The organism is Pseudomonas sp. 28 E 9, assembly GCF_900004785.1.
Classification (GTDB): Bacteria; Pseudomonadota; Gammaproteobacteria; order Pseudomonadales; family Pseudomonadaceae; genus Aquipseudomonas; species Aquipseudomonas orientalis_A.
The window spans coordinates 19,224-41,656 of record NZ_CVTK01000010.1 but is presented as its reverse complement, the minus strand read 5'-3'; the positions used below and the strand labels follow the sequence as shown (position 1 = coordinate 41,656).

The window sequence follows — 22,433 nt, the reverse complement described above, 5'->3', positions numbered from 1 at the left end:
CAGAGAGACTTCCATCATGTCCCGTTCCGAAACCCTGTTTGCCAATGCCCAGAAACACATCCCCGGCGGTGTGAACTCCCCCGTGCGTGCGTTCAAGAGCGTGGGCGGCACGCCATTGTTCTTCAAGCATGCCGAAGGCGCCTATGTCACCGACGAAGATGACAAGCGCTACGTCGACTACGTCGGCTCCTGGGGCCCGATGATCCTCGGTCACAGCCATCCGGACGTGCTGGACGCCGTTCGCCAGCAACTGCAACACGGTTTGTCCTACGGTGCTCCGACCGCGATGGAAACCGAGATGGCCGACCTGGTCTGCTCGATCGTGCCGTCGATGGAAATGGTGCGCATGGTCAGCTCCGGCACCGAAGCCACCATGAGCGCAATCCGCCTGGCCCGTGGTTTCACCGGCCGCGACAGCATCATCAAGTTCGAAGGTTGCTACCACGGCCACTCCGACAGCCTGTTGGTAAAAGCCGGTTCCGGCGCCCTGACCCAGGGCGTACCGAGTTCGGCCGGCGTGCCGGCGGCGTTTGCCAAACACACCCTGACCCTGCCATTCAACGACATTGACGCCGTCGCGCAGATGCTCGCTGACGTCGGTCAGGAGGTGGCCTGCATCATTGTCGAGCCGGTCGCCGGCAACATGAATTGCGTCCCGCCGGCCCCGGGTTTCCTCGAGGGTCTGCGCGAGCAGTGCGACAAACACGGCGTGGTGCTGATTTTCGATGAAGTGATGACCGGTTTCCGCGTCGCCCTCGGTGGCGCCCAGGCGCACTACGGCGTCACGCCGGACCTGAGCACCTTCGGCAAGATCATCGGCGGCGGCATGCCGGTGGGCTGCTTCGGCGGCAAGCGCGAGATCATGCAGCACATCGCTCCACTGGGCCCGGTGTACCAGGCCGGCACGCTGTCCGGTAACCCGCTGGCGATGGCGGCCGGCCTGACCACCCTGCGCCTGATCAGCCGTCCGGGCTTCCATGCCGAGCTGACCGACTACACCACCCGCCTGCTGGACGGCCTGCAAGTGCGTGCCGACGCCGCCGGTATCCCGTTCGTCACCACCCAGGCCGGCGGCATGTTTGGCCTGTACTTCAGCGGTGCCGACGACATCGTCACCTTCGATGACGTGATGGGCAGCGATGCCGACCTGTTCAAGCGTTTCTTCCACCTGATGCTCGAAGGCGGCGTGTACCTGGCACCGAGTGCCTTTGAAGCCGGCTTCACGTCGATCGCCCATGGCGAAGCCGAGCTGAAGCTGACCCTGGACGCTGCCGAGCGCGCCTTCGCGGCCCTGAAATAAGTGACGGCAATCATCTGACGCCGCCCGTGTCGGCGTCAGATTTGCTACTTTGCCTACAGAGATTTCCCGGTTTTTTCGAGAATTGCCCTGCAATCCGGCAGATAACTTGCCCAAGCAGCAGAAAAACGAGTAAAGACTTTGTAAGCAGAGGCCTGCTTATTTCATAATGCGCGCTTATTGGACCCCCCGAGGGTCCGCGCGCCCCGTCAGAGGTAAGTCGATTCCCATGAAACGCACCGGCCGCACCCTGGTTCTGGGCTGCCTGTTGCTCCTTCAGCCGCTGCTGGCGCATGCACAAGCAGGCGGCAACTCGTTGTTAATTCCAGCGATGGGTCGTTGCACCCTTAATACCCAGCCCGACACCCAGGCCGAAGCCCTGAGCGCGTGTCAGAAACAGGCTGACGAAGGGGATGCGCAAGCGCAATACGAGTTGGGCGAATACTTCCACGACAGTAAGAACCCGGCCGTCGATCTCAACAAAGCGTTGAGCTACTTCGAAAAAGCTTCGCTGCAAGGCCATGCACAGGCGCAATTCCAGCTCGGCAACATGTTCTTCCGTGGCGAAGGTGTGCCGGCCAATAACGTCCAGGCCTACATCGTGCTGAAAATGGCGGCGGTCAATGGCGCCGAAGACGCCTTGGACACCGCCGACGAAGTCGCCGAGCACATGCAGCGCGATGAACTGGAAGTGGCCACCCAGGTGCTGGGGCAGATCTTCCGCAACTACCTGCAGGAACTGCAGAGTGCCGATGGGCGCTCACCCTTCTCCCCCCTGCCCTGATCACGGCGATAACAGATAGCCCTGCCGATACGCCGCAGGCCCCGCCACATGGGCGATGGTCATACCGGCGCTCGCCATTCGGCGTACTGAGCGCACATACAACAGCCCTTCACGCGCACACGCCACCGGGGTTACGCGATCAGTGACCGGATCGATGATGTGCGCCAGCGCCTGTCCTGCTTTCAGGTAGTCGCCGACCTGAGCGGCAAATACGATCAAGCCTCCCACCGGACTCACCACCGGCTCAACCCCGGCCAAGGGTGTGGGCGGGTTAAGCAGCGCCGGCAGTGGCGGCGCCTGGCCATCAATGGCGCCGCGCAGCGTCAGGTAGTTGATCAATGCCTGACAGTCCTGGCGGGCCAGCCCATGATTTACATCGGCCACACCGCGCAGCTCCACGGTCGCGGCAAATCCCGGCGGCGCCAATCGTCCCGGGAACCGCGCCTGCATCTGCGCCCAGAACAGGGTGTAGCAATCGTCGAACGAGTGCCCGCCCGCGTCTTCGCTCATAAAGCAGGCTCGGGCACCGAGGTACCGCGCCAGCGGCTCCACCTGCGGCCAGGCGTGCGGCGCCAGGTACAGATGCTGGACCGCCTCGAAATCACAGTGCAGGTCCAGCACCACATCGGCATCACACGCCAACGCTTGCAGGATCAAGCGCATTGACTGCAGTTGCGTCGCAGGCACCTCGTCGGCAAGGGTTTGCCGCAGGGTCGAACGGATCAATTGCAGATTATGCGCAGGGTCTGCGGTCAGCGCGTCCTGCACCTGATCCGCGACCTGCCGGCTGACATCGATAAAGAAGCGATTGAAGTTCTCTCGACTGTCGTTATCGAAGCGCCCCTGCGGCACGTCCATCAACACCTGTTCCAGCCCCAGCGGATTGGCCACCGGCACCAGCACCACCTCCCAGCGCAGCGCCCCGGCCGCGTCCAGATGCGCCAGCCGCTGTTTCAGATGCCAGCACACCAGCATCCCCGGCAGTTCATCGGCATGCAGGGACGCCTGGATATACACCTTGCCCGGCGCATCGGCCGGGCCGTAATGAAAACTATGGATCTGCCGTGCCGTGCCGGGTACAGCGCTCAACAACCTGTGATTTTGAGTGTGCATGACGCCCCCTATCGGCCCGCATCGAGAAAACTTAGCCAACGCCGTTCAGCCAGGCGAAACAGGCCGACCAGGGCAAACGTAATGCTCAGGTAAAGGACGGCGGCCAGGCCGAAGGATTGGAAGGTAAGAAAGGTGGCGGCATTGGCATCCCGCGCCACTTTGAGGATGTCCGGCACCGTGGCCGTGAACGCCAGGGTGGTGGAATGCAGCATGAAAATCACTTCATTGCTGTAGTACGGCAATGATCGGCGCAGGGCCGAAGGCATGATCAGGTGCACGTACAGTTTCCAACCGTCAAAACCCAACGACCGCGCGGCCTCGATTTCCCCGCGAGGCATCGCGCGAATGGCGCCCGCCAGAATCTCTGTGGTGTAGGCGGCGGTATTCAGCGCGAATGCGAGCAGGGTGCAGTTGAGGGCTTCGCGGAAAAACGCGTCCAGCAACGGCTGTTCGCGAACGGCGGCCAGGCTGTAGATACCGGTGTAGAAAATCAGCAACTGGATATACAGCGGCGTGCCACGAAACAGGTAGGTATAGCCTTGCACCGGCCAGCGCAGCCAGCGCCGGGCGGATGTCCTGGCGATGGACAACGGCAACGCCAGCAGCAGGCCCAGGCCTAACGACGCGCTGGTCAGCCACAGGGTCATGGCCAGGCCGGTGATCTGGTAGCCGTCGGAATAAATCAACGGTCGCCAGTACTCCTGGATGAGCTCCATCATCGCGACGGCTCCTGCACGCCACCGGCGTAACGACGTTCCAGCCAACCCAATACCAGGTTTGAAACACTGCTGAGCAGCAGGTACACCAGCGCCGCCAGCAGCAGGAAGGCCATTAACTGCTGGCTGCTTTTGCCCGCCACCTGGGCGACCTTTACCAGGTCCGCCAAGCCGATGATCGACACCAGCGCGGTGGCCTTGAGCAGGACCATCCAGTTATTGCCCAACCCCGGCAAGGCGAACCGCATCATTTGCGGGAAGATCACATGCACGAAGCTCTGGCGGAAGGTCAGCCCAAGGGCCTTGGCCGCCTGGAACTGGCCGCGCGGTACAGCCAGCAAGGCGCCGCGAAAGGTTTCGGTGAAATAGGCGCCGTAGATAAACCCCAGCGTCAGCACGCCCGCGCTGAAAGGGTCAATGTCGATGTACGCCCAGCCCAACCCGGCGGTCAGACGGCTCAAGCCGGTTTGCAGCCCGTAAAAAATCAACAGCATCAGCAACAGGTCCGGCACACCGCGTATCAACGTGGTGTAGAGCTGCGCGCACAAACGCCACGTGCGCACCCCGGACAGCTTGGCGCCGGCACCGAGCAGGCCGAGGACAAGCCCCAGCAGCAACGACAACAGCGCCAGTTGCAGGGTGATCCAGACGCCGTGCAGTAGCATCGGCGCAAAGGCGCCCAGGGTCGCGACGAATTGGGAGAAGGTCGGTAGCATGTTTTGCCCTCGTTGGCCTTGAGGGCGGTTATTGACCGCTGAACATGTTCACGCCGGGAAAATACTGCTCCTGCAGGCGGGCGTAAGTGCCATCGGCGTGGAGGGCCGCCAGCGCCTTATCCAGCAGCGCCTTGAGCCCCTGGTTGCCCTTGGCGATGCCAATGCCGCTCCTGGACGGCATCAGCTCGCTCTCGATGATCGGCCCCAGCACGAACCCGGCGCCCTGGGGCGAACGCAAGAACCCGCTTTGCGCTTGCTGCGCATCTTGCAGCGAAGCCTGCAAACGGCCTGTCTGCAGGTCGGCATACACCTGCTCCTGATCGGCGTAAGCCACCACCTTGATGCCTTGGCCGGCGAGCACCTTAAGGGCATACACTTCCTGGGTACTGCCCTGCAGATAGCCGACAGCCGTGCCTGTGGAAAGCTCAGTACCAGGACGGAACACCATGGCGGTAGGGCTGGAAAAGACTTCCGAGGAAAAATCGATAACCTTTTGCCGCGCCGCCGTGATGGTCATTGAAGCCAGGATTGCGTCAATCTTGCCGGCGTTCAGGCTGGGGATCATTGCGTCGAAGTCACTTTCAACCCATTGGCAGCGCACATTCAACTGCGCGCAGATAGCTTGACCGATATCAATTTCAAAGCCGGTCAACGTTCCCGTACTGTCTTTATAAGCAAAGGGCGCGTAGTTGGGATCGGCAGCAAAACGAATCACTTCATAGTCTTTGGCCAGAAGCGATGTATTGAATAAAAACGTGGTAATTAACAGCAGGAGTATTTTTTTCATTATTGTATTCCTCGTTATAGATGAAACAGCTGAACTTACTGCACCTCAATAAATGGAATTTCTCGCTTAACCACTAACGACCCAGCCGGCGCGTCGAACTCGCGGGCGCTTCGATGCCCTGAATACACCGCTGCGGCAATCGTGCCGGGCGCCACGCAATCGCCGACCAGCGCCAGCGTGCCGATACCCGCCGCCTGCAACCGTTCGGGGGTGTTATTCAATGCCTGATACAGCGCCTGTTCTGGCGCTCGGGAGGTCACCAGCAGCAGGGATGCGGCGCCGATGAACCGGGTGCGCTCGGTGTAGACACACCCTGCCATCACCCCCTCCGGCATCGCCCGGACCAGCGTATGGGACGGGATGATGGTGACATTCAACTCCATCAGACGACGCTGAATGCGATGCTGCTCGAGGGTGTTGTGCGTCCAGGCCGCCACATCCGCCGCCGGGGTGACGAAGATCACCTCCACGCCTCGCGCCACCAGGTGCTCGGCCAGCACGCTGCCCATGTAGTAGTGGTCATCATCGAACAGCAGCACCGGCGAAGCCGGCAGCGCCCCCGCCAGCACCTCGTCCGGCGTCAGCACTGGCAGGCACTCAAGGCCCGGTAATACTTGGCGCAGGGCGCGCCCCAGGCCGTCCCGTCGCCAATGTGAGCCGGTGGCGATAAAGACATGCTCGGCGGCGAAATCCAGCACATCCTCGGCCTGCAGCTGACTTTCCCGATAAATCTCCACCGAGGGCAGGCGGCTCAAGGCGTCCAGTCGATAATCGACGACCCGCGCCCAACTCGCCAACCCAGGCAGCCGGGCTTCCAGCGCTACCCGTCCGCCCAGGTTGCGCAGGCTGTCGACCAGCGCCACGTCCATCCCGCGTGTGCCGAGTATCCGCGCGCACTCAAGCCCTGCGGGCCCGGCGCCGACCACCAGCGCCCTGCCGGGCCGGTGCGCACGCTCGACCGACTCGGGATGCCAGCCACGCCGCCACTCCTCGCCCATGGTCGGGTTCTGCGTGCAGCGCAACGGCGTACTGGTGTGGTCGCCGCTGACGCACACATTGCAGCCGATACACTCGCGAATTTCCTCGGCGCGCCCTGTTTCAATCTTCTTCGGCAGGAACGGATCGGCAATCGAAGGGCGCGCGGCGCCGATCAGGTCGAGCACGCCACGGCGTACCAGGGACACCATGGTGTCCGGCGAAGTGAAGCGCCCGACGCCGACCACCGGCTTGCGGGTCAGCGCCTTGAGCCCCAACAGGAAAGCCTCCTGGTAGCCTTCGCCGGCAAAGCGCGCGGTCACGCTGTCGTTGGACCAGTCGGCGACATTGATGTCCCACAGGTCCGGCAGGTCCGCCAGCATCGAGAACACCTCGGCCCCTTCGCCCTCGCGGCTGAGGCCGCCGGCCATCTGCTCATCCACCGCCAGGCGGACCGCCACGGCACAGCGGTCGCCCACTGCATCGCGGGTGTCCTCGATCAGTTCGCGCAGCAGTCGCACGCGATTTTCCAGCACTCCGCCGTACTCATCCGTGCGCCGGTTGTTACGCGGCGTGAGGAAATGGAACGGGACGCTCAGGTCGTGCCCGGCATACACATAAATGATGTCAAAGCCGGCATCCCGTGCGCGCAGGGCCGCCGCCCGGTGCAAGGCGCGCAACTGCTGGATATCGGCACGGCTCATGGCCCGGGCCTGCACCGGGTCATAACTGCGCACTGGCGTATTGGACGGCGCCCAGGGAATTTCGCGGCTGTAGCGGTTAGGCGCGGAGTAACCGTTGAATGCCAGCTCGACGCCGGCCAACGAACCGTGCTGGTGCACCGCCTCACACATTTTCGCCAGCGCCGGGATGTCGCGTTCATCCCATAAGCGCGCCTCGATATAAGGCGAGAACTCGCTCAGCGGGCTGATTTCACACTCTTCGGTGCACACCACCCCCCAGCCGCCCTCGGCCTTAATCCCGCGCATGCGAGCCATGGCCGACGGGTGCACATGGCCCATGCCATTGCAGTGGGGAACTTGATAAAAGCGATTACGGGTGCGAACCGGGCCTATTTGTACCGGCTCAAACAGAATGTCATAGCGAGGATCGCGCACAGGGCTACTCCCGAACAAATAAGTTCGTTAATGACGGCGTGATAAAACTCGGTGCTAATGAATGGCGTGAATCAAGGGAATTGAAACGGGGAAACTTCGAGGTTTATTTGAAGATTTTCTTATTATCAATAGATTCATGGCGCCCTCTCCGAATAAGCGAAACTTGCTATCTTTCAAGCAAAAAGTCTATCCACGAGAGGGCAATTTCGGAAACGCCCTACAAATTAATTGAGGGTCACTTCTCCGGCATCGGCATCGGGAACGGCATGACATTGCTCACGCCCCGCGCCTCGCTGATCTTCGGCGTACCCAGGCGCTCGACTTCATCGATGCGCACGATCGAATGCATCGGCACAAAGCTGCGCACCACGCCTTCGAACTGGGCCTTGAGCTTTTCTTCGCCCGGGTCGACGACCAATTGGGTACGCTCGCCAAAGACGAACTCTTCCACCTCCAGGAAGCCCCACAGATCACTTTGATAGATCTGCTTGGCGTACATTTCGAACACCTGGCCCTGGTTGAGGAAAATCACCTTGTAGATTGGAGCTTCACGTTTGGTCATGGCGGGCGAGCAACACATCGCGGATATAAAAGAGGGCGCGAACTATAGCATGGCACCCGATGCACAGCGCTAGGAACCAATGGGCATGCCCCCTATAATGCGCGGTTCTTTACCACCAGTTGACGATCCCCATGGCCAAGAAGCTTTACATCGAAACCCACGGTTGCCAGATGAACGAGTACGACAGCTCGCGCATGGTCGATCTGCTGGGCGAACACCAGGCCCTGGAAGTCACCGCCCGCGCCGAAGATGCCGACGTGATCCTGCTCAATACCTGCTCGATCCGCGAGCGGGCCCAGGACCGTGTGTACTCGCAGCTGGGCCGCTGGCGCGAATTGAAGCTGGCCAACCCGGACATGGTGATCGCCGTCGGCGGTTGCGTGGCCAGCCAGGAAGGCGCCGCGATCCGCGACCGCGCGCCCTATGTCGACGTGGTCTTCGGCCCGCAGACCCTGCACCGCCTGCCGGAAATGATCAACGCCGCGCGCATCACCAAGCTGCCGCAAGTGGACGTGTCGTTCCCTGAAATCGAAAAATTCGACCATTTGCCCGAGCCGCGCATCGACGGGCCAAGTGCCTATGTGTCGGTGATGGAAGGCTGCAGCAAGTACTGCACCTTCTGTGTAGTGCCCTACACCCGTGGCGAAGAAGTCAGCCGGCCGTTTGACGATGTGCTGTCGGAAATCATCCACCTGGCCGAAAACGGCGTGCGTGAAGTCACCCTGCTGGGCCAGAACGTCAACGGTTACCGCGGCCAGACCGACGATGGGCGCCTGGCTGACCTGGCGGAGTTGATCCGCGTAGTCGCCGCCGTCGATGGCATCGAGCGCATCCGCTACACCACGTCGCACCCGCTGGAGTTTTCCGACAGCCTGATCCAGGCCCACGCCGACGTGCCGGAGCTGGTCAAACACCTGCACCTGCCGGTGCAGTCGGGCTCGGACCGCATCCTGTCGGCCATGAAACGCAACCACACGGCCCTGGAGTACAAATCCAAGCTGCGTAAATTGCGCGCCGCAGTGCCGGGCATCTGCATCAGCTCGGACTTCATCGTCGGTTTCCCCGGCGAAACCGAGAAAGACTTCGAGCAGACCATGAAGCTGATCGAGGACGTTGGTTTCGACTTCTCCTACTCGTTCGTCTACAGCCAGCGCCCGGGCACCCCAGCGGCCGACCTGCCGGACGAAACCCCGGAAGCGTTGAAAAAAGAACGCTTGAATGCGCTGCAACATCGCCTGAATCAGCAGGGTTTCGAGATCAGCCGACAAATGGTCGGTTCGATCCAGCGCATCCTGGTGACCGACTACTCGAAGAAGGACCCGGGCGAATTGCAGGGCCGTACCGAGAACAACCGCATCGTCAACTTCCGCTGCGACAACCCGACCCTGATCGGCCAGTTTGCCGACGTACACATCGATGCGGCGCAACCGCACTCGCTGCGCGGTTCGTTGATCAACTGACGCCCCCCCGGCTGCCAAGGCAAGTGCAGAACTAATGTGGGAGGGGGCTTGCCCCCGATTGAGGTGTCTGAGTACCAAATGTGTCGGCTGACACTCCGCCATCGGGGGCAAGCCCCCTCCCACATTGGATCCATGCAACATTCCGATGACGTAAGTGCTTTCGTACCCGCGCCACTGGCGTTATTCTCTGTTTCACCTCAACAGCCAAAGGGCGGCTAAAAGCGACCTTGAACGCACCTACAGTAGAACCCCATCGTTTTCTCCTCGAGCCGTTTGAGGCTCGCCGTTTCGCCAACCTGTGCGGACAGTTCGACGAGCACCTGCGCCTGATCGAACAACGCCTGAGCATCGAGATCCGCAACCGCGGCAATCAGTTCGAGCTTATTGGTGAACCCCAACACACCGCGTCTGCGGAAAACCTGCTGCGGCGCCTCTACCGCGAAACCAAGGGCAGTGAGCTGTCACCGGAAACGGTGCACCTGTACCTGCAGGAATCCGCCGTGGAAGACCTGGCCAACAACCCCGTGGCCGAAGCCAGCGTGGCCCTGCGTACCAAAAAAGGCATGATTCGCCCGCGCGGCTTGAATCAGCAGAAGTACGTCAAGGAAATCCTCGGCAACGACATCAACTTCGGCATCGGCCCCGCCGGTACCGGCAAGACCTACCTGGCCGTGGCCTGTGCGGTGGATGCCCTGGAGCGCGAACAGGTTCGCCGCATCCTGCTGGTGCGCCCGGCGGTCGAAGCGGGTGAAAAACTCGGCTTCCTGCCCGGCGACCTGGCCCAGAAGATCGACCCGTACCTGCGCCCGCTCTACGACGCGCTGTACGAGATGCTCGGCTTTGAATACGTCGCCAAGCTGATCGAGCGCCAGGTGATCGAAATCGCCCCGCTGGCCTACATGCGCGGTCGCACCTTGAACAACAGCTTCATCATCCTCGACGAAAGCCAGAACACCACGGTCGAGCAGATGAAGATGTTCCTCACCCGTATCGGTTTCGGCTCCACGGCCGTGATTACCGGGGACGTCACCCAGGTCGACCTGCCTAAAGGCACAAAGTCGGGGCTGGCGCAGGTGATCGAGGTGCTCAAGGACGTACCGGGTATCAGCTTCACGCACTTCATGCCCAAGGACGTGGTCCGTCACCCGCTGGTGCAACGCATCGTAGAAGCCTATGAGCGTTTCGACCACAAGGACGACGCACCGGCCCAGGACACGCGCCGCGATGCTTGAGCTTGACCTGCAGCGGGCCACCGAGGCGCCCGCCCCCGGCGAAGCACAGTTTCGTCAGTGGTGCGCCCTGGCCCTGCGCCAGCGCACTGCCGACTCGGAACTGACCATTCGTCTGGTGGATGAGCCCGAAGGCCGCGAGCTGAACCACACCTGGCGCCAGAAAGACTACGCGACCAACGTGTTGTCCTTCCCCGCCGACGTACCCGACGAATTACTGGATATCCCGCTGCTGGGCGATCTGGTGATCTGCGTGGAAGTGGTGGAACGCGAAGCGCGCGAACAAGGCAAGGAACTTGAGGCCCACTGGGCCCATCTAGTCATCCACGGCTGCTTGCATCTCTTGGGTTACGACCATATAGACGATGACGAAGCCGAGGAAATGGAAGCACTGGAACGAACGTTGCTTGCTGAATTGGGGCATCGCGACCCCTACGCAGACGACGAAAACTGATCAACACTCAACTGTCATATCAAAGGATTTAGAGTAATCGCTATGAGCGAAGACCGATCGAGCAACGGGCAAAAGTCATGGCTGGGTAAACTGACCCAGGCTTTTGCCCACGAGCCGAAAAACCGCCAGGAGCTGCTGGAGCTGCTGCGCGAGGCCCACCAGAACAAGTTGCTGGACAGCGAAGCGCTGGCCATTGTCGAAGGCGCCATCCAGGTGGCCGACCTGCAAGTACGCGACATCATGGTGCCGCGCTCGCAGATGATCAGCATCAAGGCGACCCAGACCCCACGGGAATTCCTCCCGGCCGTGATCGACTCGGCGCACTCGCGCTACCCGGTGATCGGCGAAAGCCATGACGACGTCATGGGCGTCCTGCTGGCAAAGGACCTGTTGCCGCTGATCCTCAAGGAAAACGGCGACAACTTCAACATCAAGGACCTGCTGCGCCCGGCCACCTTCGTGCCTGAATCCAAGCGCCTGAACGTGCTGCTGCGTGAATTTCGCGCCAACCACAATCACATGGCCATTGTGATCGACGAATACGGCGGCGTGGCTGGCCTGGTGACCATCGAAGACGTACTGGAGCAGATCGTCGGCGACATCGAAGACGAGCACGACGTCGAAGAAGACAGCTACATCAAGCCACTGCCCAGCGGTGACTTCCTGATCAAGGCCTTGACGCCCATCGAGAACTTCAACGAGTTCTTCGACAGCGAGTTTTCCGACGATGAATTCGACACCGTCGGCGGCCTGGTGATGAGTGCATTCGGGCACCTGCCCAAGCGTAACGAAACCACCGAGATCGGCGCGTATCGGTTCCGCATCCTCAACGCGGACAGCCGTCGTATCCACCTGATCCGTTTGACCCCTATCGCCCGTTGAGGGTTAAGGACTGAAATGCGCCGTCTGATTGCCCCCGGCTGGCCCGGTAACCTGCTGGCCGTGGTGGCCGGCGCCATCACTACCCTGGCGCTGGCGCCGTTCGATATCTGGCCGCTGGCGCTGGTGGCGGCCGGTCTGTTCTATATCGGCCTGCGCGAGCTCACACCCCGCCAGGCCCTGGGCCGCGGCTGGTGTTTCGGTTTCGGCCTGTTTGGCGCCGGCACCAGCTGGATCTACTACAGCATCCACCACTTCGGCGGCGCTTCGGTGCTGCTGGCGGGGTTCCTGATGCTGCTGTTCACCGCCGCCATCGCCTGGTTCTTCGCCCTGCCCGCCTGGCTGTGGGCGCGCTGGCTGCGCCGCAATGAAGCGCCATTGGCCGATGCGCTGACGTTCGCGGCATTGTGGGTCGGCCAGGAAGCTTTTCGCGGCTGGTTCCTCACCGGTTTTCCGTGGCTGTATTCGGGCTACAGTCAACTCGACGGCCCGCTGACCGGCCTCGCGCCCTTGGGCGGGATGTGGCTGATTTCGTTCGCGCTGGCGTTGACCGCCGCCCTGCTGTGCAACCTGCCGCGCCTGCTGGCGAGCCGGCGCAACAGCTTTATCGCGGCCGGCCTGGTGCTGCTCGTCGCACCGTGGGCCATCGGCCTGGCGCTCAAGCATCATGCCTGGACCTCGCCCTCCGGCCCGCCCCTGAGCGTGGCCGCGATCCAGGGCAACGTCGAACAAAGCATGAAGTGGGACCCCGAGCAGCTCAACGCGCAACTGGCGCTGTACCGCGACATGAGTTTGAGTTCCAAACGCGTCGACCTGCTGGTGTGGCCGGAAACCGCCGTACCGGTACTCAAGGAGTCGGTCGAAGGTTACCTGGGCATGATGGGCAAGTTCGCCGCCGAGCGTAATACTGCACTGATCACCGGCGTACCGATTCGCGAGGAAGTGCGCCACGAGAAGCGCTACTTCAATGGCATCACCGTGGTCGGCGAAGGTGAAGGCACCTACCTCAAGCAGAAGCTGGTGCCGTTCGGTGAGTACGTGCCGCTGCAGGATATGCTGCGCGGGCTGATCGCCTTCTTCGATTTGCCGATGTCGGACTTCGCCCGCGGCCCTTCCGACCAGCCCATGCTCCAGGCCAAGGGTTATCAGATTGCGCCGTTCATCTGTTATGAAGTGGTGTACCCGGAGTTCGCCGCCGGCCTGTCGGCCCAGAGCGACCTGCTGCTGACGATCAGCAACGACACCTGGTTCGGCCGCTCGATCGGCCCGCTGCAGCATCTGCAGATGGCGCAGATGCGTGCACTTGAAGCCGGACGCTGGATGATCCGCGCCACCAACAACGGCGTGACCGGCCTGATCAACCCCTTTGGGCAGATCACCGCGCAGATCCCGCAGTTCGAGCGCGGCATTCTCTATGGCGACGTGGTGCCGATGCACAACCTGACGCCGTACCTGCAATGGCGCTCGTGGCCGCTGATCATCGTGTGCCTGATGCTGTTCGGCTGGGCACTGCTGGCTGCTCGGATGGCTAAAACCGTCTGATTGAGCAAACACAAAACAATGTGGGAGGGGGCTTGCCCCCGATTGCAGTGTGTCAGTATCAGATGTACTGACTGACACTCTGCCATCGGGGGCAAGCCCCCTCCCACATTTGTCCTGCGGTGTTACCTGTAGAATAACCTATACCCCACCTGCCCCACCGCCTCATTGATCAACTGCCCGCTCTGCCACACCGACTTGACCTCCGGCATCCACCCGCCGAGCGGCCGACCGTGATCCACGCCCAGAAACCCCACTGGCCCGGGCACCACAGTGAAGCCGGCCTTCTCAAAACTCCACACCGAACGCGGCATGTGCCAGGCCTGGGTCACCACCACCACGCGCTTGATGCCTTGGGGCAACAGTATCTCGGCGCTCATCTGCGCATTTTCCCAAGTGGTGCGGCTGCGCTCTTCCTTCCAGCGTACCGTGACGCCGAAGTCATCCTGCATCGACACCGCCATCAGTTCTGCCTCGCTGGGCGGCGTGCCGTAGTGCAGGCCGCCGCTGGTCAACACCGGCAAACCGGACGCCTTGGCCAGACGCGCCGCATAACGTTCACGCTCCAAACCGATGCCGGTGGGCTGGTCGGAGCCCCACGCAATGTCGCCGCGCTCACGACCGGAGCCCAGCACCACAATCGCGTCGGCGCGCTGGGCCAGGTTTGCCCAGTCCTCGCGGGCCAGAGGCGGTGCTGTCTCCAGGGCGCGTGCGCCCCACTGCACCATCACCGGCAGGCTGATCAACCACATCCCGCCCAATCCCAAGGCAAAGCAACACCCGGCCAGGCGCGGACGACTGCGGCGAAACCACCAGGCAAGCGCCAGCAACAGCAGGAAAATACCGGGCGGCAACAACAATTGTTTAATGAAATAACGAAAAGGCATCGGGCATCTCCAAAGATGCCCGAAGCCTAGATGCATCGGGGTTCAGCAACAATCCTTACGAGCATATTTTGTAAACATCAACGGATAACGCGGGGTCACTTGCACCGTATCGACCGGACATTTTCCGGGCTGCGACCGGCCGCCAGATCCTTCAGCCACACTACCTTGGCCGAACGAGGCGACTCGGGGACCGGCGGGGATGCCGGCCCATGAGCGGCGCGCTGGTGGTGCAATTCCAGATAGCGCTTGATCAGTTCAAGCTCTGCCTGGCTCAAGCCTCGCAACTCCAGTTCCAGAGGCCGTTCATCACACAATCGGCCTGCGGTTCTTGCGGCATCCAATGCCCGACCCAAACGGTCGATCAGTCCTTCGTATAACTGCGGTTTCGTCAAAGTTCGCTGCGATTCAGCCATCCCCTCACCTCATTGAAGAAATACTTGCTCCCCAATAAACAGCGTAGCCCCCGTGGCTGCACCTGCCCGGTGCCGCGACAGACGGCCTGGCCTGCGCAATCAGGGTTTCCCTCGATAGAGTGGGGTCATGTATGCTACGGCGCTTCCTGTAACTCCACTTCCCGCAGGGTTTGGGCACGGACGCGCCGCTTTCCGGTGTCGATCAACCTGAACGTTGCACCGAAGAGGATTAGGCCACCCCTATCCAGTTCAAAAGTAGCCATGCACGAACAATATCAGCCCCGTGAAATAGAAAATGCCGCACAAACCTTCTGGGACGAGCAAAAGTCCTTTGAAGTCAGCGAACAGCCAGGCAAGGAGACGTTCTATTGCCTATCGATGTTCCCTTACCCCAGCGGCAAGCTACACATGGGGCACGTGCGTAACTACACCATCGGCGACGTGATTTCCCGCTACCAGCGCATGCTCGGCAAGAACGTCCTGCAACCCATGGGTTGGGACGCTTTCGGCATGCCGGCGGAAAACGCCGCGATGAAAAACAACGTGGCGCCCGCCAAGTGGACCTACGAAAACATCGCCTACATGAAGACCCAGCTGCGCAGCCTGGGCCTGGCGGTGGACTGGTCCCGCGAAGTGACCACCTGCAAGCCGGATTACTACCGCTGGGAACAATGGCTGTTCACGCGCCTGTTCGAAAAAGGCGTGATCTACAAAAAAAGCGGCACCGTGAACTGGGATCCGATTGACCAGACCGTACTGGCCAACGAACAGGTGATCGACGGCCGCGGCTGGCGTTCCGGCGCGCTGATCGAAAAACGCGAAATCCCGATGTACTACTTCAAGATCACCGCCTACGCGGATGAACTCTTGTCGAGCCTCGACGATTTGCCGGGCTGGCCTGAACAGGTCAAGACCATGCAGCGCAACTGGATCGGCAAATCCAAGGGCATGGAAGTGCAGTTCCCGTACAACGTCGACTCGATCGGCGAATCGGGCGCACTCAAAGTCTTCACCACCCGTCCGGACACCCTGATGGGCGCGACCTATGTCGCCGTGGCCGCCGAACACCCGTTGGCCACCCAGGCCGCACAGAACAACCCTGAGCTGCAGGCGTTCATCGCCGAATGCAAGGGCGGCAGCGTGGCCGAAGCCGACGTCGCCACCCAGGAGAAAAAAGGCCTGCCGACCGGGCTGTTCGTCGAACACCCGCTGACGGGCGAGAAGTTGCCGGTCTGGGTCGCCAACTATGTGCTGATGCATTACGGCGATGGCGCTGTAATGGCAGTCCCGGCTCACGACGAGCGCGACTTCGAATTCGCCACCAAGTACGACCTGCCGATCAAGTCGGTGGTGCGCACCAGCGCGGGCGACACCAGCCCGGCCCCGTGGCAGGACGCCTATGGCGAGCACGGCGAGCTGATCAACTCCGGCGAGTTCGACGGCCTGGACTTCCAGGGCGCTTTCGACGCCATCGAAGTTGCCCTGATCAAGAAAAATCTCGGCGTCTCGCGCACCCAGTTCCGCCTGCGCGACTGGGGCATCAGCCGTCAACGCTACTGGGGCTGCCCGATCCCGATCATCCACTGCGAAAGCTGTGGCGACGTGCCGGTACCAGAAGAGCAACTGCCGGTGGTCCTGCCCGAAGACGTCGTACCGGACGGCGCCGGTTCGCCACTGGCGCGCATGCCCGAGTTCTACGAATGCAGCTGCCCCAAATGCGGCCAGCCTGCCAAGCGTGAAACCGACACCATGGACACCTTCGTGGAGTCCTCGTGGTACTACGCCCGCTACGCCTCGCCGCACTATGAAGGTGGCCTGGTGGAAAAATCCGCAGCCGACCACTGGTTGCCGGTAGATCAGTACATCGGCGGTATCGAACACGCCATCCTGCACCTGCTCTACGCGCGTTTCTTCCACAAGCTGATGCGCGACGAAGGCCTGGTCAGCTCCGACGAGCCGTTCAAGAACCTGCTGACCCAGGGCATGGTCATCGCCGAGACCTACTACCGCCGCGAAGCCAATGGCGCCTACACCTGGTTCAACCCGGCGGACGTCGAGCTCGAGCGTGACAGCAAGGCCAAGGTCATCAGCGCCAAGCTCAAATCCGACGGCCTGCCGGTGGAAATCGGCGGCACCGAGAAGATGGCCAAGTCGAAGAACAACGGCGTCGATCCGCAATCGATGATCGATCAGTTCGGCGCCGACACCTGCCGCCTGTTCATGATGTTCGCCTCGCCGCCCGACATGAGCGCCGAATGGTCCGACTCCGGCGTCGAAGGCTCGCACCGCTTCCTCAAGCGCGTCTGGCGCCTGGCCCATGCCCACGTCAGCCAGGGCTTGCCGGGCAAGCTGGACGTCGCGTCCTTGAATGATGAACAGAAAGCCATTCGTCGCAGCACCCACCTGGCTATCCGCCAGGCCAGCCAGGACGTAGGGCAGAACCACAAGTTCAACACCGCCATCGCCCAAGTGATGACGCTGATGAACGTGCTGGAAAAAGCCCCGCAGGCCACGGAACAGGATCGCGCATTGATCCAGGAAGGCCTGGAAACGGTTACCCTGCTGCTGGCGCCGATCACGCCGCACATCAGCCACGAACTGTGGAGCCGCCTGGGCCACAGCGGTGCCGTCATCGATGCCCGTTGGCCGGTGCAGGATGACAGCGCGCTGGTACAGGACACGCTGCAGTTGGTGATCCAGGTCAATGGCAAACTGCGCGGCCAGATCGACATGCCGGCCAGCGCCAGCCGTGAAGAAGTCGAAGCGGCTGCACGCTGCAACGAGAACGTGCTGCGCTTTACCGAAGGCCTGACGATCCGCAAAGTGATCGTAGTGCCTGGAAAACTGGTCAATATCGTCGCCAGCTAAATCGGATCGGGTGCAGGGCTCAAGCCCTGCGCCGAACTAAACCTTCAGGGCCTCGATACGGCCCGCCTGGTTTCAAGGGGAGCAACAACATGATCAAACGCAATCTGCTGGTAATGGGCCTGGCCGTTCTGTTGAGCGCTTGCGGCTTCCAGCTGCGCGGCACCGGCACCAATGAATTGTCGCTCAAGGAACTCGACGTCAGCGCACGTAACGCCTACGGCGAAACCGTGACGCAACTGCGCCAGAGCCTGGAAAACAGCGGCGTGCACGTCTATAGCGGCGCCACCTACAAGCTGAACCTGGTCGATGAGCGCGAAACCCAGCGCAACATCAGCTACGCCAGTGCCGGCCGCGCCTCCGACATCGAGTTGGCCACCACCGTCAGCTTCGAAGTACAGGGCCGCGATAACTTGCCGCTGATGGGCGACAAGATCCAGGTCCAGAAAGTCGTGAGCCACGACGGCAACAACCTGGTGGGTTCGGACTCCGAGATCCTTCAGGCGCGCAAGGAAATGCGTCGTGACCTGGTTCAGCGCATGATGACTCGCCTGCAACTGCTCAACCCGGAAAAACTCGCCGAGTTGCAGCAAATCGCCGACAACAAGGCCAAGGCTGACGCCGATGCCCTGAAGGCGGCGCAAGAGTACGAAGACAACACGCCGAAACAGTCGCCTGTTGAAGTCCCTGTCGAGTAAGCCAAACGGGGCGCTCCTGGCGCCCCGTTCGCCCTGCCTATGAAACTTGCCCCCGCCCAACTCGCCAAACACCTGCAAGGTGGCCTCGCGCCTGTCTATATCGTCAGCGGCGATGACCCACTGCTGTGCCAGGAAGCGGCCGACGCCATTCGCTCGTCGGCGCGCCAGCAAGGTTTCGATGAGCGCCAGGTGTTCAGTGCCGACGCCAGTTTCGACTGGGGAACGTTGCTGCAAGCCGGCGCGAGCATGTCGTTGTTTGCCGAAAAACGTCTTTTGGAACTGCGCCTGCCTTCGGGCAAGCCGGGCGATAAAGGCGCGGCAGCGTTGATCGAATATTGCTCGCGACCTGCTGAAGACACGGTGTTGCTGATCAGCCTGCCCAAGCTGGATGGCAGTGCGCAGAAGACCAAATGGGGCAAGGCCCTGGTGGAAGGCCCGCAGACCCAGTTCATTCAGATCTGGCCGGTGGACAGCAGCCAGCTGCCGCAGTGGATTCGCCAACGCCTGTCACAGTCGGGGCTGTCGGCCACGCAAGAGGCCGTCGAGCTGATCGCCGCCAGGGTCGAAGGCAACCTGCTTGCCGCCGCCCAGGAAATCGAAAAGCTCAAGCTGATGGCCGAAGAGGGGCAGATCACTGTCGAAACCGTGCAGGGCGCGGTGGCTGACAGTGCGCGCTTTGATGTATTCGGGCTGGTGGACGCGATCCTCAACGGCGAACCCGCTCACGCCCTGCGCATGCTCGAAGGGCTGCGTGGCGAGGGCGTGGAGCCGCCGGTGATTCTCTGGGCCCTGGCCCGGGAACTGCGGGTACTGGCCAACATTGCCTTGCAGTACAGCCAGGGCATTCCGCTGGACAAATGCTTCAGCCAGGCCAGGCCGCCGGTGTGGGACAAGCGCAAGCCCCTGATGAGCAAGGCCCTGCAACGGCACTCGGCGCAACGCTGGGCGCAACTGCTGCTCGAAGCGCAGCGCATCGACGCACAGATCAAGGGCCAGGCGGCCGGTTCGCCGTGGATGAGCCTGAGTCGTTTGTCGCTGTTGATGGCCGGCCAGCGCCTCACCCTGCCAGCCGATTAACCCTGCTTCCAAAAACACCCTGAATCCAATGTAGGAGCGAGCTTGCTCGCGAAAAACGTCAACGATAACGCGTATTTCCTGAATGAACGCGGCGCCTGTGAGTTTTTCGCGAGCAAGCTCGCTCCTACAGGGGTTGTCGCCGGGCTTTACAGCCGGGCCACTTCGGCAGATGATTTGCTCCGCTCCATTCCACACCCAAGCGAGAGAATCCATCATGAGCAAAAAGCCATCCAAGCATGGCCCGAACAAGGCCAAATCCATCATCGCCCAGCCACTGTTCCGCAGCCGTCAGGAACGCGCCGGCAAGGGCAAAGGCAGCTACCGCCGCGAAGCCTTCCAGTCTAACAGCTGGGAGGCTTCTTACTTTCTGGCTGCCTGAAGGCAAGCGCCCCTCTGGCATGATAAGGTCTGCACTTGATTTGTAACCCCCTGGACCTGTGCATGCCCTCTAGTCTTTCCCGTCGCTGGCACCTTCGCCAGTTGATTGCTGCCTCCAGCCTCATTCTGCTTGTCGCCTGCGCGGAAAAACCCACCGCCGCGGACGCTCAACCCCTGCCCCCGCTCAAGACCGCACCCGCCATCGCGCCTGCCGTCGTGGCGCCGTTGGCAGTGGATAACCTGGACATCCAACCGACCCAGACCTTCGCCGAATGGCAGGCCGGGTTCCGTGCACAGGCCCTGCAAGCCGGGATCAGCGCCGAAGTCTTCGATAACGCCTTCGCCGGCGTCAGCCCGGACATGGCCGTGATTCGCGCCGACCGCAGCCAGCCGGAGTTTTCCCGTCCGGTGTGGGAATACATTGATGGTGCGCTGTCGCCGCTGCGCGTGCGCAACGGCCAGGCGTTGCTGGTCAAGTACGCCGATATCCTGCAGCGCATCGAGGAGCGTTACGGCGTTGATCGCCAGGCACTGGTCTCGGTGTGGGGCATGGAAAGCAACTTCGGCCAGTTCCAGGGCAATAACTCAGTGATCCGCTCCCTCGCGACCCTGGCCTATGAAGGCCGCCGCCCGGCGTTTGCCCAGGCACAACTGCTGGCGGCGCTGCAGATCATCCAGCACGGCGATATCCCGGCCGACCAGATGAAAGGCTCCTGGGCCGGCGCGATGGGCCAGACCCAATTCATCCCCACCACCTACAACACCCACGCGGTGGATTTTGACGGTGACGGTCGCCGCGATATCTGGAACAGCCCGGGTGACGCCCTCGCCTCCACCGCCCATTACCTGCAAAGCTCCGGTTGGCAGAAAGGCCAGCCGTGGGGCGTTGAGGTGCAGCAATTGCCATCGGGCTTCGACTATTCCCTGGCCGATGGCGGCATTCGCAAGACCGTCGCCGAATGGCTGAAACTGGGTATCCAACTGCCGCCCGGCGCGAGCCTGCCGGCCAACGTCGAGCAACTGTCCGCCGCCCTGCTGCTGCCGGCCGGCTACCGTGGCCCGGCGTTCCTGGTGCTGGATAACTTCCGTGCGATCCTCAAGTACAACAATTCGTCGTCCTATGCACTGGCCGTTGGCCTGCTCTCGGAGCGCTTTGGTGGCGGTGGGGTGATTCGCGGGAGCTGGCCAAAGGATGAGCTGCCCCTGAGCCGCTCGCAGCGTATCGACCTGCAGACGGCGCTCAGCGCCAAAGGTTATGACGCGGGCAACGCTGACGGAATCATCGGCGCCAACACGCGCAAGGCGATTCGGGCAGCGCAGCAGGCACTGGGCTGGCCGGCGGATGGGTATCCGACGGTGAAGTTGCTGGAGGCGCTGCAAAGCCGATAGATTGGCTTAAGGCAACTACCGCCATCGGGGGCAAGCCCCCTCCCACATTTGACTGCATTCCAAAGGGTGTACAGGGTCCAATTGTGGGAGGGGGCTTGCCCCCGATAGGATCTGGCAGGCGACCACTATTTACAGACTACGTCCTGCTCCAGCACCACCCGCTGTTCCCCCGCATCCAACCGCACCAACGCGCCCATCGGCAGCGTCAGGTTCGGATCGCAATGCCCACTGCGCCAGCCAGCCAGCACCGGAATGCACAGCGGTTCGAAGGTCTGTTTCAACAGCCGCTCCAGCGCCCCGTTATCCACACCCGACACATCCCCCATCAATACCCCCGCAACCTGGTCGAGTTTGCCCGCCAGGCGCAGGTGCGTCAGCAAGCGGTCGATGCGATAGAGCGGCTCGTTGACGTCCTCGATAAACAGGATGATGCCTTCAGCGTCAATTTCATAAGCGGTGCCCATCACCGCCGCGATCATCGACAAGTTACCGCCCAGCAAGCGCCCGCAGGCGATGCCTGGCTCGATCGTGGTCAAGGGGTAGGCCACCGGGTGCGTGAGCACACTGCCGGCGCCCAACTGGCCACGCAACAGGCTGAACAGCGATGACTCGGTAGGTGGTTGCTTGCCGCCGAGCAAGTCTGCATTGAGCATCGGCCCGTGGAAGGTGACGAAGCCGGCGTAGCGGTTGATCGCCAGGTGCAAGGCGGTGATGTCGCTGTAGCCGACGAAGGGCTTGGGGTTGGCGCGCAGCAGATCGAAGTCCAGCGCGTCGAGCAGACGTGGCGTACCGTAGCCGCCGCGCAGGCAGAAGATGGCATCGATTTCCGGGTCGGCGAAGGCGGCGTGAAGGTCGCGCAGGCGCACTTGATCGCTGCCGGCCAGGTAGCCGTCGTGTTCATACACACCGGGGAAAATCCGCAGCTCATAGCCACGGGTGCGCATCCATTGCCCGGCTTTTTCGACGTCCAGTGCAGCAGGGCCGGCCGGGGCGATCAGGCCGATGGTGCCTTCGAGGCGCAAGGCGGGTACGGGGGCAGTCATCCATGGTCTCCCTGATTAATACGGAACGAATGTGGGAGGGGGCTTGCCCCCGAT

General features: G+C 61.9%; 21 protein-coding genes. 12 read left to right on the top strand and 9 right to left on the bottom strand.

Translation table 11 applies throughout. From position 1 onward, the window contains the following. Nucleotides 1–16 precede the first annotated feature (16 nt). Nucleotides 17–1,300, top strand: a complete 1,284-nt coding sequence (hemL, locus tag BFQ00_RS01140) for a glutamate-1-semialdehyde 2,1-aminomutase (protein ID WP_065886863.1) — start codon at nucleotides 17–19, stop codon at nucleotides 1,298–1,300. Nucleotides 1,301–1,526: 226 nt separating this feature from the next. Continuing rightward, nucleotides 1,527–2,081 (top strand): tetratricopeptide repeat protein, encoded by a 555-nt coding sequence (locus tag BFQ00_RS01135; protein WP_065886862.1) that lies wholly within the window; start codon nucleotides 1,527–1,529, stop codon nucleotides 2,079–2,081. On the opposite strand, the gene BFQ00_RS01130 is transcribed toward BFQ00_RS01135, so the two are convergent. The 6 genes from BFQ00_RS01130 to BFQ00_RS01105 form a co-directional block, all read right to left on the bottom strand. Then, nucleotides 2,082–3,194 carry a succinylglutamate desuccinylase/aspartoacylase family protein gene (locus tag BFQ00_RS01130; RefSeq protein WP_065886861.1) on the bottom strand — a complete coding sequence of 371 codons (1,113 nt, stop codon included), beginning with the start codon at nucleotides 3,192–3,194 and terminating at the stop codon, nucleotides 2,082–2,084. 8 nt (nucleotides 3,195–3,202) lie between these two features. Next, a complete protein-coding gene (gene hisM, locus BFQ00_RS01125) occupies nucleotides 3,203–3,913 on the bottom strand; it encodes a histidine ABC transporter permease HisM (protein WP_065895791.1) in 711 nt (236 codons plus the stop codon). Next, on the bottom strand, nucleotides 3,910–4,626 hold the full coding sequence (locus BFQ00_RS01120; protein WP_065932383.1) for an ABC transporter permease: 717 nt from the start codon (nucleotides 4,624–4,626) through the stop codon (nucleotides 3,910–3,912). The genes hisM and BFQ00_RS01120 overlap by 4 nt, the downstream gene beginning before the upstream one ends. A 28-nt stretch (nucleotides 4,627–4,654) precedes the next feature. Continuing rightward, nucleotides 4,655–5,413, bottom strand: coding sequence for a transporter substrate-binding domain-containing protein (locus BFQ00_RS01115; protein ID WP_065932382.1), 759 nt, complete (start codon nucleotides 5,411–5,413; stop codon nucleotides 4,655–4,657). 35 nt (nucleotides 5,414–5,448) lie between these two features. Continuing rightward, complete coding sequence (locus BFQ00_RS01110; RefSeq protein ID WP_065932381.1) at nucleotides 5,449–7,506, bottom strand: oxidoreductase; 2,058 nt, start codon at nucleotides 7,504–7,506, stop codon at nucleotides 5,449–5,451. Nucleotides 7,507–7,741: 235 nt separating this feature from the next. After that, the gene (locus tag BFQ00_RS01105; RefSeq protein ID WP_003236992.1) at nucleotides 7,742–8,068 is read right to left on the bottom strand and encodes a DUF1820 family protein; all 327 of its coding nucleotides are present in this window, start codon (nucleotides 8,066–8,068) and stop codon (nucleotides 7,742–7,744) included. 131 nt (nucleotides 8,069–8,199) lie between these two features. Here BFQ00_RS01105 and miaB point away from each other — a divergent pair, with 131 nt between their 5' ends. From miaB to lnt, 5 genes are all read left to right on the top strand, one after another. Further along, a complete protein-coding gene (gene miaB / locus BFQ00_RS01100; RefSeq protein ID WP_065932380.1) occupies nucleotides 8,200–9,528 on the top strand; it encodes a tRNA (N6-isopentenyl adenosine(37)-C2)-methylthiotransferase MiaB in 1,329 nt (442 codons plus the stop codon). Nucleotides 9,529–9,755: 227 nt separating this feature from the next. Further along, nucleotides 9,756–10,760, top strand: coding sequence for a PhoH family protein (locus tag BFQ00_RS01095; protein WP_065932379.1), 1,005 nt, complete (start codon nucleotides 9,756–9,758; stop codon nucleotides 10,758–10,760). After that, entirely contained in the window at nucleotides 10,753–11,211 is a 459-nt protein-coding gene (gene ybeY / locus BFQ00_RS01090; protein ID WP_065886854.1) for an rRNA maturation RNase YbeY, read from the top strand. The genes BFQ00_RS01095 and ybeY overlap by 8 nt, the downstream gene beginning before the upstream one ends. A gap of 42 nt (nucleotides 11,212–11,253) precedes the next feature. Continuing rightward, nucleotides 11,254–12,093: an HlyC/CorC family transporter gene (locus BFQ00_RS01085; protein WP_065886853.1), complete on the top strand. Its 840-nt coding sequence runs from the start codon at nucleotides 11,254–11,256 to the stop codon at nucleotides 12,091–12,093. Between the two features lie 15 nt (nucleotides 12,094–12,108). Next, a complete protein-coding gene (lnt, locus tag BFQ00_RS01080) occupies nucleotides 12,109–13,632 on the top strand; it encodes an apolipoprotein N-acyltransferase (RefSeq protein WP_065886852.1) in 1,524 nt (507 codons plus the stop codon). Nucleotides 13,633–13,754: 122 nt separating this feature from the next. Here the strand turns inward: lnt and BFQ00_RS01075 are convergent, their stop codons facing one another. Both BFQ00_RS01075 and BFQ00_RS27510 read right to left on the bottom strand, forming a co-directional pair. Next, a complete protein-coding gene (locus BFQ00_RS01075) occupies nucleotides 13,755–14,516 on the bottom strand; it encodes a YdcF family protein (protein WP_065886851.1) in 762 nt (253 codons plus the stop codon). A gap of 95 nt (nucleotides 14,517–14,611) precedes the next feature. Beyond that, complete coding sequence (locus BFQ00_RS27510) at nucleotides 14,612–14,929, bottom strand: hypothetical protein (protein ID WP_083203251.1); 318 nt, start codon at nucleotides 14,927–14,929, stop codon at nucleotides 14,612–14,614. A 261-nt stretch (nucleotides 14,930–15,190) separates the two neighbouring features. On the opposite strand from BFQ00_RS27510, the gene leuS reads away from it, so the two are divergent. From leuS to BFQ00_RS01050, 5 genes are all read left to right on the top strand, one after another. Next, nucleotides 15,191–17,797: a leucine--tRNA ligase gene (leuS, locus tag BFQ00_RS01070; RefSeq protein WP_065932378.1), complete on the top strand. Its 2,607-nt coding sequence runs from the start codon at nucleotides 15,191–15,193 to the stop codon at nucleotides 17,795–17,797. Between the two features lie 89 nt (nucleotides 17,798–17,886). Continuing rightward, nucleotides 17,887–18,492, top strand: coding sequence for an LPS-assembly lipoprotein LptE (gene lptE / locus BFQ00_RS01065; protein WP_065886849.1), 606 nt, complete (start codon nucleotides 17,887–17,889; stop codon nucleotides 18,490–18,492). Between the two features lie 39 nt (nucleotides 18,493–18,531). After that, complete coding sequence (gene holA, locus BFQ00_RS01060) at nucleotides 18,532–19,569, top strand: DNA polymerase III subunit delta (RefSeq protein ID WP_065932377.1); 1,038 nt, start codon at nucleotides 18,532–18,534, stop codon at nucleotides 19,567–19,569. Nucleotides 19,570–19,783: 214 nt separating this feature from the next. Next, nucleotides 19,784–19,948, top strand: a complete 165-nt coding sequence (gene arfA, locus BFQ00_RS01055) for an alternative ribosome rescue factor ArfA (RefSeq protein WP_003176285.1) — start codon at nucleotides 19,784–19,786, stop codon at nucleotides 19,946–19,948. A 62-nt stretch (nucleotides 19,949–20,010) separates the two neighbouring features. Then, entirely contained in the window at nucleotides 20,011–21,336 is a 1,326-nt protein-coding gene (locus tag BFQ00_RS01050) for a lytic murein transglycosylase (protein ID WP_065932376.1), read from the top strand. A 125-nt stretch (nucleotides 21,337–21,461) separates the two neighbouring features. Here the strand turns inward: BFQ00_RS01050 and BFQ00_RS01045 are convergent, their stop codons facing one another. Then, nucleotides 21,462–22,379: a S66 peptidase family protein gene (locus BFQ00_RS01045; RefSeq protein ID WP_065932375.1), complete on the bottom strand. Its 918-nt coding sequence runs from the start codon at nucleotides 22,377–22,379 to the stop codon at nucleotides 21,462–21,464. Nucleotides 22,380–22,433 lie beyond the last annotated feature (54 nt).

Bases quoted from the DNA above. Each gene is read 5' to 3' on its own strand.
- hemL (WP_065886863.1), top strand. From the start codon at position 17: ATGTCCCGTTCCGAAACCCTGTTTGCCAATGCCCAGAAACACATCCCC.
- BFQ00_RS01135 (WP_065886862.1), top strand. From the start codon at position 1,527: ATGAAACGCACCGGCCGCACCCTGGTTCTGGGCTGCCTGTTGCTCCTT.
- BFQ00_RS01130 (WP_065886861.1), bottom strand. From the start codon at position 3,194: ATGCACACTCAAAATCACAGGTTGTTGAGCGCTGTACCCGGCACGGCA.
- hisM (WP_065895791.1), bottom strand. From the start codon at position 3,913: ATGATGGAGCTCATCCAGGAGTACTGGCGACCGTTGATTTATTCCGAC.
- BFQ00_RS01120 (WP_065932383.1), bottom strand. From the start codon at position 4,626: ATGCTACCGACCTTCTCCCAATTCGTCGCGACCCTGGGCGCCTTTGCG.
- BFQ00_RS01115 (WP_065932382.1), bottom strand. From the start codon at position 5,413: ATGAAAAAAATACTCCTGCTGTTAATTACCACGTTTTTATTCAATACA.
- BFQ00_RS01105 (WP_003236992.1), bottom strand. From the start codon at position 8,068: ATGACCAAACGTGAAGCTCCAATCTACAAGGTGATTTTCCTCAACCAG.
- miaB (WP_065932380.1), top strand. From the start codon at position 8,200: ATGGCCAAGAAGCTTTACATCGAAACCCACGGTTGCCAGATGAACGAG.
- ybeY (WP_065886854.1), top strand. From the start codon at position 10,753: ATGCTTGAGCTTGACCTGCAGCGGGCCACCGAGGCGCCCGCCCCCGGC.
- BFQ00_RS01085 (WP_065886853.1), top strand. From the start codon at position 11,254: ATGAGCGAAGACCGATCGAGCAACGGGCAAAAGTCATGGCTGGGTAAA.
- lnt (WP_065886852.1), top strand. From the start codon at position 12,109: ATGCGCCGTCTGATTGCCCCCGGCTGGCCCGGTAACCTGCTGGCCGTG.
- BFQ00_RS01075 (WP_065886851.1), bottom strand. From the start codon at position 14,516: ATGCCTTTTCGTTATTTCATTAAACAATTGTTGTTGCCGCCCGGTATT.
- BFQ00_RS27510 (WP_083203251.1), bottom strand. From the start codon at position 14,929: ATGGCTGAATCGCAGCGAACTTTGACGAAACCGCAGTTATACGAAGGA.
- leuS (WP_065932378.1), top strand. From the start codon at position 15,191: ATGCACGAACAATATCAGCCCCGTGAAATAGAAAATGCCGCACAAACC.
- lptE (WP_065886849.1), top strand. From the start codon at position 17,887: ATGATCAAACGCAATCTGCTGGTAATGGGCCTGGCCGTTCTGTTGAGC.
- holA (WP_065932377.1), top strand. From the start codon at position 18,532: ATGAAACTTGCCCCCGCCCAACTCGCCAAACACCTGCAAGGTGGCCTC.
- arfA (WP_003176285.1), top strand. From the start codon at position 19,784: ATGAGCAAAAAGCCATCCAAGCATGGCCCGAACAAGGCCAAATCCATC.
- BFQ00_RS01050 (WP_065932376.1), top strand. From the start codon at position 20,011: ATGCCCTCTAGTCTTTCCCGTCGCTGGCACCTTCGCCAGTTGATTGCT.
- BFQ00_RS01045 (WP_065932375.1), bottom strand. From the start codon at position 22,379: ATGACTGCCCCCGTACCCGCCTTGCGCCTCGAAGGCACCATCGGCCTG.